Genomic DNA, 19,246 nt, shown 5'->3' on the forward strand with positions numbered 1-19,246 from the left:
TTTCTAGAAATAGCAAATCTTTAATAACATTACAGCTAATACATTTTTTACAAACTATACTCCTATCAAACTATACATATTGCCATATTTTCAACATTTAAACAGATTATACCTACAAAACGAAAGAAATAGTATCTACCTTATTATTCTTTTAGATTGTTTAAACTAAACAAGAATTTCAACGGAATGCGGTACAAAAAAAGCTCCTTGTTTAAAACAAAGAGCTTCTTTTATTTAAATTATTCTTGTTAACTATTGATCTATTAATATAATGGTACACTTACCATTTGAGTACTTTGAGCATATTGAGCAAAAGTAAACTTAGTATAGTTAATATCTGCATAAGATCTTACGTATAATTCCCCTTGACTTAAATCTGTTAGTACAGTCCAAATTGTAAATTCTGTCAAATAGGTTGTTTTAGTAGGGTCACCAGGTGTAGGAACATTCATTGCAGAGATGTTCTTTGGTCTATCAAAATTATTCATCACGTGAGCAAGTTCAACAACTTGTTTTTGTGGAGTATCTACTACATTGGCAAAAGTGGAAAAGAAGAATGCTTTAACAAAACGCCCTACTGAAGTACTTGAAGAAGGCAATACAGAAGTAGCTGTTCCACTATCCGGCTGCATTAAGGTCATTTTTCCAATCTTACTTGCATTAACCTCCATATTATTCATATTGGAATAGTTATTCAAGTTTGTAAGATGCCAAGGAAAAGCAGGACCGTTAGTCATCACCCCTGTAGGGTTATCATAGATAGTTAATGCTCCCTGACTTACCTCTACCACTACACTTTGTCCTGATTTATCGTATAAAGCAAAGTGGAAAGGAGCTTTTAATCCTCCAATTAAAGCAATAGACTCACTCCAAAAGCTAGCATTATTAATACCTTGCTTTAACTCTGTTATATTAGCAAAGCTTGCAATGGCCCATTCTCCAAAAGAAGTGAAAGGAACACTATTTGGATAAGCAGAACTTGGTAGGTCTTTTAAATCTGAATCTGTCATCATATTCAAGCTAAAAGACAACCCCTGGTCGTTCACTCCTTGCATAGCTCCCATTGGATCTATCTTGCTTACAGGCACTGTTAATGCCATCATTGGATATTTTGCCTGGTAGGCAAGACCTGGAGTATTATCTGGAGCTGGGTGTTGAAACTTCTGTCCTTTTGGGTAGTAAGTTAAATTAGTTACAATTTGATCGGTTGTAAATTCCATTGTTCTACCATGGTAGACATTATTTTGCTTATCCTTAATCATTAAAGAAGTACAAGCAAAAGGAATATTACATTGAATTTGCTCTTGGCTAAATGGTGTATACTCTACAAATTTAACTTCTTGCCCCTTTTGGGTATCTTGGTTTACATTGTTTGGTAAATGATTTGATGTATTCATCCTATTTTAAGGTTATTAGTTAGTCTAAATTAATATATACAGGTGTTGTACTTGAAGTGAAATCAGAAATACTGTGATCGACAAAGTTAAAACTGTTATAGCTGCGCACTAATAAACGACCATTTTTTAAATCCGTTAAACTCGTCCATAAAGTGTATTCACATATAATTTGTCCATTTGGACTTTTTGGATCACTTTCTGAAACGCTCATGTTTTTAGGTCTATCGAACTTATTCATAATATGAGAAAGCTCTAAAAGGGCACCTTGCGCGCTAGAGGCTTGCTTAGCGAAACTACTATAGAATGCAGCTCTAACAAATCGATCTACAGAGGTATCTGAAGAAGGTAAACTTGCTAAGGCAATACCTGAATCAGGTTGTTTTATAGTCATATTACCTAAAGAACCCTGATTTACATCTAAATTGGTTAAATGGGTATAATTATTAAGATTGGTCAAATGCCATGGAAGCTCAGGTCCATTGGTCATTACCCTTGTTGGGTTATCGTAAATGCAAACTTTACCAAAATTTATCTCCACCACTAAACACTCCCCTTTAGTATCGTAAAATGCAAAGTGAAATGGAGCGCTCATACCACCTACCTCATCTAATTCTCTACAGTAGAAAACTTGGTCTTTTACAGCTTCTTTGACTTGAGCTACATTGGCAAAACTAGCCAGAGCCCAATGTCCTAAACAATCAAAGGATACCACTTTGGAATAATCTGTTATTACCTGGGCATCTAACTCTGAATTAGTTTTCATATTTAAACTAAAAGATAACCCCTCGGAGTTAACTCCTTCTAGTAATTGTTTTTCAAGTCCTTTACCATTGTTTTCTACCGGCATACCCATACCAAGCATAGCGTACTTACACTCAAAGGCCATTAAAGATGTATGGTCCTTCGTAATGGGAGCGAAACTAGTGCCCTTTGGATAATAACAAATACTAGATGGAATTGCCGAGGTTGAAAATTCCAAGGTGCGTCCATGATAGATATTTTTATCTTGATCCGTTATTGCTAAAGAAGTACAATAAAAAAGCGTATTACTCATGGTGGGAGTTGTTTTCATACAAGTATAATTTTTAATGGATAGTTTTAATATAACATAAAGCCTAGGGAAAAAAATCAACCTTTATAATTTTTTATTCTAAATCTCAAATTAAACCATTAGACTTTAGTATAAAGATATAACAATTATATAAACTTTTATAAAAATGGCCAACAATCTTCCATAACCACTGATAAAAACCTTTAACACTTCTACTATCTGCTATTCTACCTTATACAAAGGCTTCCCTAATTAGACCTTGGTTATTACTTTTGACTACTTACTCTTGAGTATAAGTAGAATACAGCTTTTGGTTAAAACATGACTATAGACAAACAAAAAGACTAGCAAAATAAAAAAATTGCGACTAATTTTGATAAAATTTACAAAAAAGCTTTTACATTTGAAGGTAAAGGCTATTAACTTGTTTATTGGTATCTAAAAACTTAACATTCTGTGCATTTTTTGGAGACTTATAACAAAATAATGCCTTGACTTGTCGAATAATTGACCTAATTAATATGGACTCTTACAATCAAAAACATCCTATTAGGTATAAAATATATACCTTATTAAATATTGACTCTAAAACATTAGCTAGTAAAATAACAATGGGAATTATTGTTATAGTTATCTTGGCTAATGCAACTGTTTTAATCCTTCAATCGGTAAATAGTTTACAAGAAGAATTTGGAGACTTTTTCAATACCTTTTCTTTGTACTCTGTATTATTTTTTACCGTAGAGTATATATTACGCATGTGGAGTATTACCTGTGATCCAGCCTATAGAAAACCTATTATAGGTCGTTTGCGCTACGGAATCACTGCCATGCAAATTATTGACCTTTTGGCTATCGCTCCATTTTTTCTGTCCTTTGTTTATTTTGATTTACGCATCTTACGCCTTCTAAGAATCTTTAGATTATTGCGTATCTTTAAGGTAGCCCGTTATGTAACGGCATTAAATCTATTAGTTAGAGTACTTAGAAGAAAAAGAGATGAACTTATATTAACTTTTGTGATATTGATTTTTCTACTAATCATCTCCTCCACGGCTATGTATTATGCAGAAAACGCAGCACAACCAACAAAATTCTCAAGTATCCCTGAATCCATGTGGTGGGCTATTATCACCTTAACTACTGTTGGATATGGAGATGTTGTTCCTGTTACAGTGATAGGCCGTCTTTTAGGAGGCTTAATATCTGTTATAGGGGTAGGTTTCTTTGCTGTACCAACTGGGGTTTTAGCATCTGGGTTTTCAGAAGAGTTTTCACTAGCCCAGAACAATCTAAGTCAGTTAAATCCAAATGCAGTACCTCTGCAAGATAGCTTTGCAGGTAGCGCGCCAAAACCTAATCAAAGTCCACAGATTCCAAAATAATTCTCCTTTACTCTAGGGGATAATTTCCTATAAACAAAGAGGTGTTTTTTACTTAAAAAAGCACCTCTTTGTTCTTTATAAGCCTTTTGATAAGCTTTGCATCTATGGTTTCACTAAGAAAATATCTACCAAAAAACTTCTATGAAGTATTTTTTTGTTTGTTGATAGTGAAAATGACCTCAATAAAAAATCCTTGAAAAACCCTGAAAACAAAACACTTAGCAGTATAACTCCTACCTAATTACCCCCCTTTAAAACAAAGATAATTGGAAGAATTTCACTCTTAAAAAAAGGGGCAAAAAAAATACTTTAACTATACTTTATATAAAATATCTTTAGTACCTTAACATTAATTAAGAATCACTAATATTAAAACGTTAAATTATGAAATTATTTAAATTTTTACCCTTCTTAGCTCTTGTGCTTTTTATGGGATCTTGTGGAATTCAAGTATCCTCTAATTATGACCAAGCAGTAAACTTCAATCAATTTAAAACCTATAATTTCTTTGAAGAAGGAATTGAAAAATGTAAATTAGATGATATCACTAAACAAGCAGTATTAAGTGCTATTGAGGCAGATTTACAAAGTAAAGGATATACAAAATCAGCTACTAATCCACAGGTCTTAGTAAACATCTTTACTAAAACACAACAGGAGTTAGATGTTCAAAACAACTACAACTATCCTGATTTCTATGAGCCATACGGATACTATGGTGGATGGGGATATACTCCTTACTGGAATCCACAAGAAACAACAACAGTTACAACTGAACTAGAAGGAAAATTATATATCGATATCTTAAATCCTGCTACTAAGTCAATAGTTTGGCAAGGTGTTGGTACAGGTTTATTAGGTGGGGCAAATACCCAAGCTAAAGTGGAAGCATTAGTACAAAAATATGTAACAAGCATATTGGCGAACTATCCTCCAGGAGCTTCAAACAAAAAATAACAACAAAACTCCTTTTAAGTAAGATAGTGTGTTGTAAAGCCCCTATTAAGCCTTGTCTTAATAGGGGCTTTATATTTTAAATTAAAATAAAGACAAAGGTTTTTGCTAGAGTAAGCTATTCTATACTTATAAATTTAATAACATAGATTTAAAATGGAAATATCTTATAACCCTACTTGAACTGATAAACTTTATTATATTTGACCCGTTTTATTATTATTTATAACCCCTAAATTTTTTCAGATGGAGAGGTTAGTTACCATTATACCAGACTACATCTTACTTTTAACTATACTAATTTGTATTGTTAACCTAGTGATCTATTTAAAAGATCTCAACCAACAAAGTACTGCTTTACAATATGTTAATATATTAATACTGAGCCATTGTAGTTTTATTTTACTTCTACAATTCTTAATACGATATCCTATTGATTTAGAACTATATAGTCCATTTCTACTTTTTTATGGACCTTTTTCCTATTTGCTAATACGAGATTTAATTTCTAGCTATAAAAGCAAAAGAAAACTATTGCTATGGCAGTTTTTACCCACAACTATTATAGCTCTGGGTTACTTACTACTTCAAATCATTACAGAATACTCCCCTAAAGACAATTATGCACAACTCCTATGCTTCTTATTAATCGTTGGATTACAAATGATTACCTATGCCTTTGTAGGCTATTATACCCTTAGAAGTAAAAAGGCTTATATCCCACGAGCTTATAGATATAAATACCCATTAACCATTTATGGATTAATAGGGCTTTTGATTGTAGGGGTTACTCTAACAATGAGTTTTATTCTGCAATTAAACAGCCTTTATGATAAACAGGTTAACATTACCATTGTTTCGGTAGTACTTTTATTATCTTCTTTTTTCATCTATAAAACCTTAAGCTTGGATAAAAAGAAAAACCATAAACCCTTGGCTTAAACTATTTTAAAAACGGATACTTTTAAGCCTTCCTGTATTAACTTATGCTACTACAGGTATATATTAATACTTAATTTGCTTAAGTTCTCCATCTTGGCATAGAACAAAAAGCTTGTCTTCAAAGAGTTCTATTAAATACACCTTTTCTAAAGAATCTATACCAGCGGTTTTCAAACAGTGCATTACCCAGGCTTCATCTTTTTCTATTTGAGCTAGAAATTCTTGATCCAATACCCCATGTACATAAAAGATATAACCTGGTAAACAGCTTTCCTTGGTATTTGGTCTAACACTTAATTGCCCATTTGGCTCTATTTGTAGGAAGTTAACTTTGGAGAAGGTATCAAATCCTAGGATACGTAAATTACTTGCTAGACTTACCATATCTACTTTATTTTGTTTGTTCTTAATAGCATCCAAACAGAATTTACCATCCTTGACTAAAACAATAGGCTTACCAATGGCAAAAGAACGGAAGACATTGGTCTTTTTAACCAGTAGATTCAAACTATAAATTATGGCAATAGCCATAAATAAGCAGATAAGAAATTGCAGCATGGAAATATTAGGACTGTAAATCACCCCTCCTATAATACCCCCTAGAATAAAATTACCTATTAAATCAATGGCATTCATTTGAGAAACTTGGGTTTTCCCTGTAAAATTTAAATACAGGATAATGATTAAAAACCCAATTAACAACTTGAGTAATAAGTAAAGATAGTCCATTGTCTAAAAATTAGATGAGAAAATTGGTCTTTAAGTATAAAACTCCAAAGGCGGATACTTCAAAAGTACCCTTTTGCCTTTGGAGGTTTTACCTACTATAACCACTGTATTAAAGTTAGTTAATCCTAGTAAAACAAAAAAGCTTCTCAAGGTGCTAACACAACTTATATTCGTTGATTTACAGTGCTTTATCTATCTTTTTTACACTCTATCTCTTACTGCTTTAAAAGGTCTATACATATCTTATTAACCCAAAGTCTATCCTTGTCCTGATTCTTGCTAAAATTCTCTAGCATAAACTCTTTATTATACCCCACTACTTGATTAAATACAAGTCGATCATTGACATAAATCAAAACAGGCTCTTGCATATTTATTTGCTCTGGAGAAACTAAAACACACAAAGAAGCTACATTTTGACTAGTTAATTTAAAAGTATTTTGATTGTAGTTTGCCTGAATTCTAGCAGATTTACGAGCAAAGGAAAAAGCATGCCTTTGTACCTCTACCTCGATAAGATCATCTTCTTTTCCTTCTTGCTCACTATACTCTAGCCATTTATTAATTGGGAAGTTAATCCTAGGAATTGGTCTATAATCACTACTTAAGGTATCTAATTGCATTGTACTTAGCCAGTGTATATTTCCATTGGCATTATCATCCCATTGCCAGAGTATTTCTTTAGGTAAAGGATCCCTTTTTGTATTTTGAATGCTTGAGAAAAGTATCTCTACAGCAGGCCTAGCAGCTTTAAATTCTGGAAACCAATGTGGGTATCCATTATAGCGATAATCGCTATAATTGGCACCTAAAGAGTCCATTACTTTAGTTAAGGTATCATTTGCCCATGGCGGGTAGTAATAATCTAAATCTGTTGAAAAATTGGTAAAGGAGCTATTTTTAGCATTTTCTACAAAAGTACCTCCAGTGAAAACTTTAGGATACGTATTAAACCCCAAAAAACCAGCAAAATCACTTGGGTCTTTCATCCAATAGGAAAAGGATCCTGTTGCCCCATTAGAGTGCCCTGTCAGAAACACCCTATTATCATCTATGGACAAAGTTTTCTTAATCATCCTAACAATAGAAGGAACCATAAAGAAACCAGCATCACTTGTCATCCAGTTATAGTTTTTATCTGCGCTTGGAAACACTAAAATAACGTGCTTCAAATCGGCAATCTCCGTATAATAACGATGATAATCTCCCAATACAAAAGAAGGAACCTGAAAATCAGACAGTCGAGTATAACGAACTGCGCCATGTAACACCACAAGAACGGGATAACGCTTTGAAGGATTATAATTTGCAGGTAAATGCACTAAAAAAGAACTATTTAAGGTATCGTTGATGGCAAAAGAAAGGGAGTAGTTAATTTTTTCTTTATCCAAATAAGGAGTATAATTCTTTAACTGTTCATATAGCTCTCTTGCGCTTTTAGTGGAATCTATTGGAAGTTGATTAGTCTTATAGAATTCTTCTTGGGCTAAGTCCAATTCTTTATAGTAGCTTTTTTTATGGCCTTGAGCAATTTCTTCTACCTTACTCCATAAGGGCTTACTCATCAAAAAATCGAAATCCTCCTGGGCATCTGGTGCTAAAACCTCAGCAAAAGTAGGTATTCCATCATCATCTACTGTATTTTGCAATAGATCGAAGAGCATATTAAAGCCTAGGGTATCTTGTCCTACTTGATTTGCAACAGAAACCATTTCCCATCTATGTACGTCCATAATACTATCGGGATACAACCTTTTTAGATTCTCCCATTTATCCAAAGCTTGTTTAAGCTCCTCTTTGCTTTGGGCGTTATAGCTAAAATCTAATGTACTTTGACTTAACTCTTTAAAAGATTCTTGCCCATATAAGGAAAAGCAAAAAAAGGCGCAGCAAAATAGCAGGGATAATTCTCTCATAGTTATTACTTTTTACATTTTATACTCTAAAGCAAATTAAGAAAATCCCCTTTTAAACAATGGTAGATTTGGAAACTAACCTTGTTTATTTCTTTTCATGCCAAAAGGTATCCTCCTGGCCTATAAGAGTCCCTTTGTTTAAAAAGTCTACAGGAGTGTAACCTGTTATACTTTTATAGAGCTTATTTAAATGGGAAGGACAACTCAATCCATTTTGATAGGCCGCCGTGGTCCAATCTACTGTGTCCTTTGAAGACATTTTAGATTGCAAAGACTTTCTAAAGCGAACTATTTGCTGAAACCTTTTAGCACTAAGTCCTAGATGTTGAGTGAACAACCGGTTTAAATACTGCCTACTTACTTTTAAACTAGAAGCTAAATCATTTATAGGTAGTTCTAAATAATCCTCTAGTATAGCCTCTACCCCTTGACTTAGAAGCTTGTTTTCAAACTGCCTATATTTGTTGTGTAAAAAACCATCTAGTAGATGAGTTAAAACCTGTATATCCCTGTTTTGAAATAACTCTATTAATTCCTCTTTAGAAAATAAATCCACTATACTGCAAGTTGTTTTATGATCTAAATCAGCAAAAAATTGGTTCACTCCCAAAGGATGAAAAACAATTACAACACGGTTTACAGGCCCTTTTTGAGTAATTCTTAGGGTATCTTGTCGAATTGGAGTATATAACTGTAAAAAGCCTGCGTTATCATGGAATTCTACACCTGAATTATCTTCTAACCTATAATGACTTTGGTAAAGTGAGATAGAAGTATTGTAGTGAGCAAAACAATCGTATACACGAAGCTTATTACTAGGTCTACTATCTAAATAATAGTAGTCTACGTATTTTTTGATTATCTCACATTTTGGTTTAAAGGTGATAAAGATATTATCCATAAAGCTATCTTTTCTTATGTTAGATATAGAAGAGGGTTTTTCAAATATTAAAGCAAGGACTATGAAACTCCACTACTGTAATATACTATATTTCAGCACAATAATAAAAGAACAATTGTAAATAAAATAACACAAAACAGTAAGGCCCAATAGGAAGATTTTTACATAATCTCTTACTTAGTTAAGAAAAGCTAAGTGGCGTAGTTCCCTTCAAAGCTTTATCCTTTTGCGATAGCCTATGTTCAGGGCTTACTTAAACTCAAAACATAAAGAAGTTTGCTAGCATAACTTTTGATGTAATATATACCAAAAAAAATTGACTATCAGGTAAATAACCCAATAGTCAATTTTATTATATCTTATCTAGCACTTATTCAGCCAGTAAAGTCTTTATTTAAAATCCTTAGTCTACTCTTTGGTAAATCATAGGATTACTAATTAAAACGCTTTCTAAAGAAACGCTTGCCGAAGATGTATTATTAGTCTTATCTATGTCTTCTGTTCTAGTAGTAACTGTAGCAATATTTTCAACCACTTTCTGAGCTTCCATACGAACAGTTATAGTTAAAGTTTCTGTCTCGCCTACTTCTAAAGTGTCTAAAAACCACTTACCAGTAGATACATCAAAGGTTCCTTTACTAGCCTTTGCACTTAAAAATTCTAACCCTTGTGGTAAATTATCCGTAACTTCTACATCTACAGCTCTAAATGTTGTTTTTTCCTTTATTTCTAGGTTAGTAACTTCGATAGTAAAATCCACTAAGTCTTTAAAGTATACCTTTGACTTAGAAACAGTTTTTACAACAGCTACATCAGCAATACATTTTGGTTGTTCAACTACTTCTACACCATCACTAGAAATACTTTTAGTATAGGCATTATTTTGAAACACAAAAGGATAATAAGTTCCAGGACCTACCTCTGAATGATTATTTACCTTTGTATTAGGTTGTCTATCCACAGTAGTAAACCAATGTATTTCGGCATCTTGTGGTACGGATGAAGTATATAACTTCATTAAATTCATTGTTGAGACTCCTTGGTCACTACAATCTTCTAGAAGATAAATAAATGCAGTTTCACAAACTCCCAATAAGTTACATAAACTATACTCTAAAGGACGATTAGGTAAAGTAGCATTTGGACTGATTATAAGTTCTCCTGTTACTAAATCTAATTCAAAACCTTCTGGCCAATTACCAACTGGGGCAATTGTAGCGTTCTTATCTTTTCCATCTAGAACAACCTCTACTGGAGTTTCATCGCCATTAATAAAAACCTTATCGTTAGTAATAATATTTTTATTAGGCGCTGAGAATAAGAAAGTATTATCCGCTGGATTAACTGGAGATAAATATTCATCAAAATTTTCACATACCAATTCTGTATCAACTTTAGTATTATCTGGTAATTCAGTAATCATAATATCATCAATAAAGAAATCATTTCCGTCATCGTCTGATACTTGATTACGAAGGGCAATAGCGATGTATGCTACCTCGGGATTTAATTTTGGACAATTCACTCCACCTTCAGGTATAGAAAATGTCCAAGAAAACTCCTCCCATGCATCGGCTGCCTTAATCATATGAGTAGCTGATTCCCCTAATGCCTTTTCCGATAGAGTATTTTGTACCTCAAATTGGAAACCTACATTAGGCTTTTTATTTGCGTATATCCAAACAGAAAACTTATATTTTTTTCCTGGTTCAAGTTCTATACCACGACGATAAAACTGGTTTTTTACCATCCCACCATTAACAGCTAAGACTGCTCCATAATCTTTGGTCGTATCTTCTCGCTTACTTTGAGCATCTTTATCCCAGAACTTAGCCCATTGTGTCCATTTACCACCTAACCCTGCATAAATATTAGCCGGATTAATAATAGCGTAATATCCATCACTAATTACGTTTTGATATAAAGTAGAATTTTCAACATTAGGATCCCAGTCTTCTGTTGGCTCTCCAAAGAGATAAAACTTTCCTCCATGTGTCCCAAACCAATTATCTAACCCTGCATCATTTCCAGTTTGAGGAATATATTGAGAAGGAGTTCTTGTAGTATGATTTCCAAAATCCTCATGGAAAACCACTTTTTGTCCATAACTATACCCCATTGTAAATATAGATAGTAAAGCAATAAACCAATAACTCAAAGTTTGTTTATTCCTCTGTAAAACTTCAGAGGATAAAAATTGTGAATTTTTTGTCATGTAATAATTTTTCAAAAAAATAGTCGTTAATAGGAGTTAAAAATATAGGTGCAAAAAGAGTTGAAATCTCTCTAATTCACTGATCATTAAAAGGAAAAAGCACTGTTATAACCTGGTAAATAAACTTACCAAAAAGCTTAATAAACCAAATAAAACTGTTTTACAAAGCTCTGAAAACAAAGTCATTATAGTACTTTTCAACGCTAATAAACCCAAAAACTAGATTTGCTCCTAAATTTGAGCGCAAAGGTAGTCTTTATTCTAATTATTTAGAAATTTGCTATTATTTAAACAGTATATTTAACAAAAATTAGCCTAGTATTTAACAAATACAATCTTTTCTAGCCCTCTTCTATTTATAAAAATAGTTTTATAAAATCAAATTAGGCTATTTTTAGTTTACTACCCCTATTATAGTGGTACTTTTCACATACTACTAGTATAAGTATGAAAGTCTACACTTATAAAACAAAGAAAAACATTAAGGAGCATTAACGAAAAAAGGGTTTACTATATAACATAGTAAACCCTTTTAATATTATTTAAAAGCTGTAATCTAATTTCTATTTTTCCACGATATTTTACCCCATACTTTAATAGAGGTTAACGAGGTGGTTTCACTAGAAAATTCTACTACCACATTATTTTTTTGTAAGTCAGCTATTACCTCGTCTTTTGTAAAAGCGGGTAAATTAGCAAAGTCTATATACCCTTGTAGAGGTGAAATTGTTTCTACTTTTTCTAAAGAAAGATTATCACCAAGCTTTGCAGAAGCTACAACAAAATCATTTTCTTCTATAAGTTCAAAACCAGGGGACAGCGTCTTTTGCAAAACTTCAGAAGTTACATCTTCTTGTAAAAAGCTATAAGTAAGCCATGGAACCTCTTGAGTATACTCCACGGTAGACTCTACTTGATTAAAGTCCTGGTCATAATCCATTACTACCTTGGTGGTTGTAACTAGTGCAAGATCTTTAGCCACACTTACATCCATATAGTTAATTAGTGTAGGCTGTTCTAATCCAAGCAAATCACTAACCAAAGGATAAATACCTGGTATAAACTCTAAATCCATGGAATAAGTAAACCAAAGTGCTAAATTATCTTTCTTAAATTGCCTTTTCCACAGTTGAGTCTCAAGTAGTCTACCTAAGTCTCTATCTATTACAAAAGACAGCGTATTGTCTTTTACATCCGCTGCAATACTCAAGGTTTTATCTGCATTTAAAAAGCTGATATCCCCTACTGGCATTTGAGTATAGAAAGTATTTAAATCTTTAATCTTCACCCAGGAGTCTTTAGATTGAAGAATTTGCAGTAAATCTAAGTCAGTTATATTTTTATCCGCACTAATACTATACACTAGATACTCTTGGTTAAACACTATACTGGTATAAGGATTTACCCTTAGAGAAACCACCGATTTTTCCTTGTCTAAGAATTCCATTTCTTGATCATGATCTGTAGCAAAATAAGAGAAACAATTATCGTAGTTTTTTACTTTTAAGATCCCATAAAAACCATAGGGACTCGTTTCCTTAGTAAACATATATAGTTTAGATGGTATAGAAACTCCAGGTGTCTTCCATAAGTAGTCAGCCCATTCTTTAGCATCTGAGCTAGTAGAATCACTCTTTTCAGAGTCTAAAAGCAAAGTACTTAGATTGTTCCATACCATATCATCTACCGCAATGGCTAAAATGCTAGTGGCCTGAGGATCTACTAACTGATTTTTAGCTTGACTTTGTCGATATTTGTATCCTACAAATAAAGCAATAACCAATAAAACAACACCTATAACAAGGTACTTTGCGGCTTTTTTCATAATTAAACTATACTATTATTATACTTATTTATACAAATTAGTGATTTGTGTTAGTAGATAACTCAAAGCAGTAGCGTTTTTCTGACTTGGGAAAGAAACACTAAGTTCTGAGTATACTTTATTAGATCCCTTTAAAGAAGAATATAATTGGATATCTCCATAATTCTTTAAATCTGGAACTGCTTTTTCTATTGGTCCTTGTAAAGGAAGGTCTAGATTTTCTAGTACTTCACTTAACTTATTTGTATGAAGTACAATGTTTACAGGATGTCCTTTAGACAATTCTTTTCTGGTTGCATTTAAAGGATCCGCTTTAAAGGTTCCATTGGCAATACTTTGCATTTGTTTATAATCTGAACCAACAAACATTAAATCGCCCTTAAAATACATGTGAACCTCCATTAAATCCGATGTATCAGGAAGAGTGTATATACCAGTATTGGAATCAAAAGTACAATCATTTTTATTGATTCCGATTTGTAAAAGAGCTTTAAATAGTCTTTGATCCTTTGAAGTTCCTATGGCTAAAAACTGAGCCTGGTTAACTTGCTTTGTCTTTTCCTCTTCCACTAAGTTATAGTCTTCATCCCACTCATAAGAAGTATATTGCTTGGTTACTTCTTGTACGTCATTTATGAAAACAACCATATCTCCAGGTAGCATATTAGAAATCCCCTTACTATCTAAGGTAACTTCTAAAGCTGTAGTTACTGCTAGTACAATATCATCTGACCCAGGTATGAACTTGCCATACTGCTTATAAAACATCCCTGGTGTTCTTTGGATATATTCCTGCATGTTCACATTCAAGCTCATAAAACCAAGGTGCTCAGAAGGGATATACTGCTTGATTTTAGGATTCATCTTATGTTTTAAAACTTTCTTAGTATAAGTTGCAAAATCCTTATCCATGGTTGCTTCCGCTGTAAGTTTCAGTACATTTCCTTGAATTACTAAATCTGCTTGTAACTGGCTATATCCCGATTTAAAAGCATTTAGATTCAATCCAAATGGGTCTAGAGCATCTGATGTACCAAGTAAGTTGGAGTAGAACGCATTGAAATCATTTGCCCAAAAACGCACTAAAGTAGAATTGTCCTTTAAAATAACCTCTTTATTTTGGCTAAGTACACTTTGCGGAGTAACAATTCCAGGTAAAGCTTGGACTAACCATTCTTTAGATAAGCTATCTAAAATAACCTCATTTTTTGATTTTTCATATAACCCTGGAAGTAAAACCCCAGCAGTAGTTTGATAAGCATCATAAGCTCCCTGGTAGTCTACACCATAATACTCATCGGCCTGTTGGTATTCATCCATTGCAACACCAGTTTTAGGCTCTTGACTTGGGTCGTAAGCCTGCGTACTTTCAATTTCTTCAACACCAGCTACATACTCTACTTCAGGCTCTTTGTAGTGCTCACAACCTGGCGCATGCTCCTGGGCTTGTTCAGAATCATAAGCCTCCCATTCCTGATCTTGCTCATCCTCATCCTCATCATAAGAATAATCATAGTCCCAATAATTTTGCACTGCGTCTGGCTCTAAACCATAATGCTCCCTGACATCTTCGCTTTCAAAATAGGAATCTTTCAAGGAAGGATAAATAATCATTAAGGTGTTATTATCATATGCCACAGCAGATTGTAAATTATCTATGTAGTTTACTTGAAAACCATCCACTTGTGGTAAATTACCTACCTTTGGAAAAATTTCTTCTGGTAAGAAATTACTGTTTTTCAAAGGCAATAAAGCAACCATATAAGAAACACTATCGGTTACTGTATTATACATATAAGCATTTCTTTGTAGATCCAATGCCAATTTATCCAAAGAATGTACCTCTTGGTTATTAGAAAGCTCTTTATATATTCCTGTTTTTTCCAAAAACTCATTTACTAACTCAGGTGTTCCATTTTGTAAAATAGCCTTATTGTTTACAGTTAAAACAAACTCAGGATTACTTGGTATTTTACTTGATAAATCTTGGGCCTGAACCTTAAATGCAGCTATAGCGCATAATAGGGTTAAACTAATGTGTTTTATTTTCATAGTGTTTATTGTTTATTCAGATTGATAGTATTAGATAAGCTAGTGTTTCCCTGGATAAAATCCACTACACTTACCTGGAGTAAGACACCCTTTTTATTAGGTGAAATCCGAGATAAAGGATGAGAAGTTTCCACGACATCTTGCTCAAATTTCAAAACCTGTGTATACTTGGCTTGTTTTAATGCATCGATATCTTTTTGACTAAACTTCTCTAATACCTTAGCATAACTAGGGTCATAGGTAAACTTTTTACTTACTAATTGATTTTTTTTATCGTAGCTGTAGGCAATATTTTTCGAAAACGTACTATTGAAGTGTTTAGCTAGTGTGGCGTTAAAGTGATTTAAATCTTCCACGGAAGCAAAATCGCAGGATAATTTAGCAATGTAATTTGTGAAGTCTAATGTATACTCCACATTGCTTATCCCCTTTGCATTTTCTAATATCTCCACTACTTCTTGTGTTTTCTGCCTTATTTGACTTTCACTTGGTATTTTATTACCTGCTACTTGATCTAATTTTAGCAAAGTTGCCATTTGGGTTTTACTTTGGCTTATATTCAGTGTAGCTTTTATATTTCCTGACCCATTCTGTGAAATATTAATCTCTTCTATAAAGTCAAAACAACTCATAAGTAGACTACTACTTAGAAACAGAAGTACCAGAATAATTTTAGAGGCAATCTTTTTTAACATAAATATACTTTTTACTACTACAACAGTAGTTAGCCATAAATAATAAGTTAAAAATACAAAATATTTTGCTTTTATATTATTAATATAGCATTGATTTTTATTCTATTACAAATATACTGTTTCTTGCAAGGTCATCCTATCCCCGAAACTAGTGGTTTATATCCTTTTTAGGAGATTAAACCATATTCAGTTGCCAATTTTATAGCAGAGCTTAAGTTCTTTGTTCCAAACTTCTCAATTAAATTCTTACGGTGGCTCTCTACAGTGTGAGGAGAAATAAATAGTTTTTCTGCCATTTCACTTGTTGTCAATCCTTGGGCAGCTTCCAAAAGGATCTCCTTTTCCCTTCTTGTCAATTTTGGAACGCTATTTAATGCTCCATCTGCCTTTTTTTGAATTACCTCTTGGGTTTGTGGGCATAAAAATGTTTCTCCTGCCATGATACTATGAATAGCCTCAATGATATACTCCACTGATGCATTCTTTTGAATATACCCTTTGGCTCCTTGCTGCATCACACTATTAATAACAGCATACTCATTGTGTACACTAATGATAATGATATTTAAGTCAGGGTATTTTTGTTTTAAAGGCTCAATAAGTTCAATGCTATTGGCATCTGGTAAGTTGATATCCAATAAAAGAACATCAACGCTAGTTTGAGCCAGTCCTTGGTGCATTTTTTGGGCATCAGCATAACATCCTACTACCTGAAAGTTTTCCTCTTTAGATAGTATGGTTGTAAGTCCCTCTAAAAGTAAAGGGTGATCATCTGTAATGGCTATATGTATCATAATATTTATCTTTAAAATGTAATTTCTATACTTGTTCCTATTCCTATTTGTGAGTCCACATGAAGGCTTCCTTTTAAAAAGTCGATCCTTGACTGAATATTGTGCATCCCCGCGGAGTTATTCCCCTTTATTTTATCTACCTCAAATCCTACCCCATCGTCTTCCACTGTTAGATGGTAACTTTGATTATCTTGGGCAAGCTGAATTAAGATAGAACTAGCCTTAGCATGTTTTAAAGCGTTATTGGTTAATTCCTGTATAATGCGGTAAACAATTAGCTCTTTGTCTTTTTCTAAAGAATTATCAAAGTTTAAAAACTGCACATCCACTTGTAAACCTTCACGACTCATTCTAGTGGCATAATCTTGCAAGGCTACTTTAAGGCCATAACGCTCTAATAAATCTGGCATCAAATTATGAGCAATACGCCTTAATTCTTCTACAGCTCCATCGAGCTGTGCCATACTTTTATCAAACTCCCCTTGCAATTCTTTAGGCACTTGATGTTGAACCACCGACAGACCAATTTTAGTACTAGATAGAGCTCCTCCTAATCCATCGTGTAAATCCCTTGAGATTCTTCCTCTTTCCTTTTCCTGCCCCTCTAAAATAGCCATAAGGGTTGCAATCTTTGCATCCTGCTTTTGCTGATCTAAAGTGGCCTTATACAATTCCTTATCCTTTCGCATACTCCTTACTCTTTGGCGTAAGGCATAGGAAAGTAAAACCAATACTAAAAAGAAAACCCCTATAAATACAATATAATAGGTGGTTAATTTTTCTTTATAGATTATTTCATTTTTATAGTTTTGAATATCTTCTATACGCGCCTTAGACTCTAGTTGAGCTAGCTTTAATTCTTGACTGTTTTTTTGACTTTCTAATTGGGTTAATTTAAGTTCCTTACTCTGATTCTCTTGACGAAGTTTTAAGTTCTCAAACTCCTGCTTTTGCTGCAGACTAATGGCTTGCATTAAAGTAAGCTCATGCTCCTTCTTTTGCATCTTTAAATTCAGCTCCCCTAGCTCCTTTTCTTGCTTTTGCTTATTGAATTGAGCCTCTAGACGTTTACTAAGCTCCATTTGGTCTTGCTTATAGAGCGTTTTAAAGGTATGCTGATAGGCTTTATAATACTCTAATGCCTCCTTGTAATTTCCTTGTTGCTCACTAATATCTGCTAAGGCCTCCAAGACACTAAGCATGATATTTAAGTCTCCTAAGGTATTTTTAGATACCTCAGTTAAAGAAAGTAATAGATATTGTTTGGCTTTTTCTACCTCTCCTTTACTTAAAGCGATTTCTGCCAAAATACCATAACCTGAGGCTAAGTGGGTATATTGCTGGGTTTGGGTAGCTACCTCAATGGCTAAATTAGCGTAATACTCCACCTTGGACTGATAAGACTCCGGGTAAGCGCTCAAATATAAAGAGGCTAAATTAATAGCCACAAAAGATAAATGAGAAGCAAAAGGAATCTCACTCTTATGATCGTAAAAGGTCTGAATCGCCTCTAAATAATACTTCTGTGCTAAGTCTCTTTTATCTTCTTGCCTAGGATCCTGGGCATACTGGGTTTCATACATATTACCCATTAGCATATAGGCATTAAAGATACCCAAAGCGTCTACTTGTTCTTTAGCTAGTTCTAAAGCAAGCAGACTGTATTTTTCTTGTAATTCATACTCTTGCCAATTGGCATAAATAGCAGCTAACTCTTTATAAACAGTGGATTTTCTACCAGCTAAAGTAGAAGAGTTTTCTGCCTTATTGAAGTGCTCAATAGCCTTTACAAAGCTTCGTACTCCCTCTGCCTCTTGACCATTTCTAACTTGAAGCCAACCAGTGGTATAACTAATGTAACCTTTTGCTTCTTGATCTAATGTAGATGCCACAGAACTAATAGCAGATTGTAAACTCTGTGCAGAGGCAATATAATTCTGAGATAACCTTTGATTCATTGCATCTATAGCATAAAGATTGGCTGCATATTTACCATCTTTTTCCTTAAGTGCTAATGCAATATTTTCTTGAAAAACTTCATGGGCTAATTCTTCTTGTTGATTAAAAAAAAGAGCACTGATGTATTGCCCAGCGGCATAATACCTTTGTGTTCCCAACTTACTTTTGGCCTCATACTTAACTTTAAGCGAATCCAATACCTCTTGGGATTGCACACTGATATTGCATAAAAATAAAGCCAATAAGGTGAGAAATATTCTTTTTATCATTTTATCTGTTTTTTGCCCTGTCTTTACTATAAACTATAGTAGACATAAGACCTATATGCAAAGTCCATTCCTACAAAAGTAAGAGTTACTTTGAAATTCTTCGCTTTTTTAAGCCACATAATAACTGGATTTAGGTCCAATTGATACTTTTTAGCTTATTAC

General features: G+C 33.4%; 14 protein-coding genes. 3 read left to right on the forward strand and 11 right to left on the reverse strand.

The annotated features are described in order from the left end of the window. Nucleotides 1-263 precede the first annotated feature (263 nt). Nucleotides 264-1,397, reverse strand: coding sequence for a linear amide C-N hydrolase (locus ACYSNM_RS08015; RefSeq protein WP_461756417.1), 1,134 nt, complete (start codon nucleotides 1,395-1,397; stop codon nucleotides 264-266). A gap of 19 nt (nucleotides 1,398-1,416) precedes the next feature. Beyond that, nucleotides 1,417-2,469 (reverse strand): linear amide C-N hydrolase, encoded by a 1,053-nt coding sequence (locus ACYSNM_RS08020; RefSeq protein ID WP_461756418.1) that lies wholly within the window; start codon nucleotides 2,467-2,469, stop codon nucleotides 1,417-1,419. 470 nt (nucleotides 2,470-2,939) lie between these two features. Here ACYSNM_RS08020 and ACYSNM_RS08025 point away from each other — a divergent pair, with 470 nt between their 5' ends. The 3 genes from ACYSNM_RS08025 (at nucleotide 2,940) to ACYSNM_RS08035 (ending at nucleotide 5,729) form a co-directional block, all read left to right on the forward strand. Next, the gene (locus tag ACYSNM_RS08025; protein WP_461756419.1) at nucleotides 2,940-3,833 is read left to right on the forward strand and encodes an ion transporter; all 894 of its coding nucleotides are present in this window, start codon (nucleotides 2,940-2,942) and stop codon (nucleotides 3,831-3,833) included. Between the two features lie 384 nt (nucleotides 3,834-4,217). Further along, nucleotides 4,218-4,790, forward strand: coding sequence for a DUF4136 domain-containing protein (locus tag ACYSNM_RS08030; RefSeq protein WP_461756420.1), 573 nt, complete (start codon nucleotides 4,218-4,220; stop codon nucleotides 4,788-4,790). A gap of 243 nt (nucleotides 4,791-5,033) precedes the next feature. Continuing rightward, the gene (locus tag ACYSNM_RS08035; RefSeq protein WP_461756421.1) at nucleotides 5,034-5,729 is read left to right on the forward strand and encodes a hypothetical protein; all 696 of its coding nucleotides are present in this window, start codon (nucleotides 5,034-5,036) and stop codon (nucleotides 5,727-5,729) included. A 63-nt stretch (nucleotides 5,730-5,792) separates the two neighbouring features. Here ACYSNM_RS08035 and ACYSNM_RS08040 read toward each other — a convergent pair whose 3' ends face one another. The 9 genes from ACYSNM_RS08040 to ACYSNM_RS08080 all read right to left on the reverse strand — a co-directional run bounded on the left by ACYSNM_RS08040 (nucleotide 5,793) and on the right by ACYSNM_RS08080 (nucleotide 19,084). Beyond that, the gene (locus ACYSNM_RS08040) at nucleotides 5,793-6,458 is read right to left on the reverse strand and encodes a DUF421 domain-containing protein (RefSeq protein ID WP_461756422.1); all 666 of its coding nucleotides are present in this window, start codon (nucleotides 6,456-6,458) and stop codon (nucleotides 5,793-5,795) included. Between the two features lie 215 nt (nucleotides 6,459-6,673). Further along, nucleotides 6,674-8,374 (reverse strand): alpha/beta hydrolase-fold protein, encoded by a 1,701-nt coding sequence (locus ACYSNM_RS08045; RefSeq protein ID WP_461756423.1) that lies wholly within the window; start codon nucleotides 8,372-8,374, stop codon nucleotides 6,674-6,676. Between the two features lie 85 nt (nucleotides 8,375-8,459). Further along, nucleotides 8,460-9,275 (reverse strand): helix-turn-helix domain-containing protein, encoded by an 816-nt coding sequence (locus ACYSNM_RS08050; RefSeq protein WP_461756424.1) that lies wholly within the window; start codon nucleotides 9,273-9,275, stop codon nucleotides 8,460-8,462. Between the two features lie 403 nt (nucleotides 9,276-9,678). Next, entirely contained in the window at nucleotides 9,679-11,490 is a 1,812-nt protein-coding gene (locus ACYSNM_RS08055) for a carbohydrate binding domain-containing protein (RefSeq protein WP_461756425.1), read from the reverse strand. Nucleotides 11,491-12,046: 556 nt separating this feature from the next. Continuing rightward, nucleotides 12,047-13,315: a hypothetical protein gene (locus ACYSNM_RS08060; protein WP_461756426.1), complete on the reverse strand. Its 1,269-nt coding sequence runs from the start codon at nucleotides 13,313-13,315 to the stop codon at nucleotides 12,047-12,049. A gap of 24 nt (nucleotides 13,316-13,339) precedes the next feature. Continuing rightward, nucleotides 13,340-15,367, reverse strand: a complete 2,028-nt coding sequence (locus ACYSNM_RS08065) for a hypothetical protein (protein WP_461756427.1) — start codon at nucleotides 15,365-15,367, stop codon at nucleotides 13,340-13,342. Between the two features lie 5 nt (nucleotides 15,368-15,372). Continuing rightward, complete coding sequence (locus tag ACYSNM_RS08070; protein ID WP_461756428.1) at nucleotides 15,373-16,062, reverse strand: hypothetical protein; 690 nt, start codon at nucleotides 16,060-16,062, stop codon at nucleotides 15,373-15,375. Nucleotides 16,063-16,229: 167 nt separating this feature from the next. Beyond that, the gene (locus tag ACYSNM_RS08075) at nucleotides 16,230-16,856 is read right to left on the reverse strand and encodes a response regulator (RefSeq protein ID WP_461756429.1); all 627 of its coding nucleotides are present in this window, start codon (nucleotides 16,854-16,856) and stop codon (nucleotides 16,230-16,232) included. A gap of 11 nt (nucleotides 16,857-16,867) precedes the next feature. Beyond that, entirely contained in the window at nucleotides 16,868-19,084 is a 2,217-nt protein-coding gene (locus ACYSNM_RS08080) for a sensor histidine kinase (RefSeq protein WP_461756430.1), read from the reverse strand. Between the last annotated feature and the right edge of the window lie 162 nt (nucleotides 19,085-19,246).

The sequence above is a fragment of the Myroides sp. LJL116 genome, assembly GCF_054871685.1.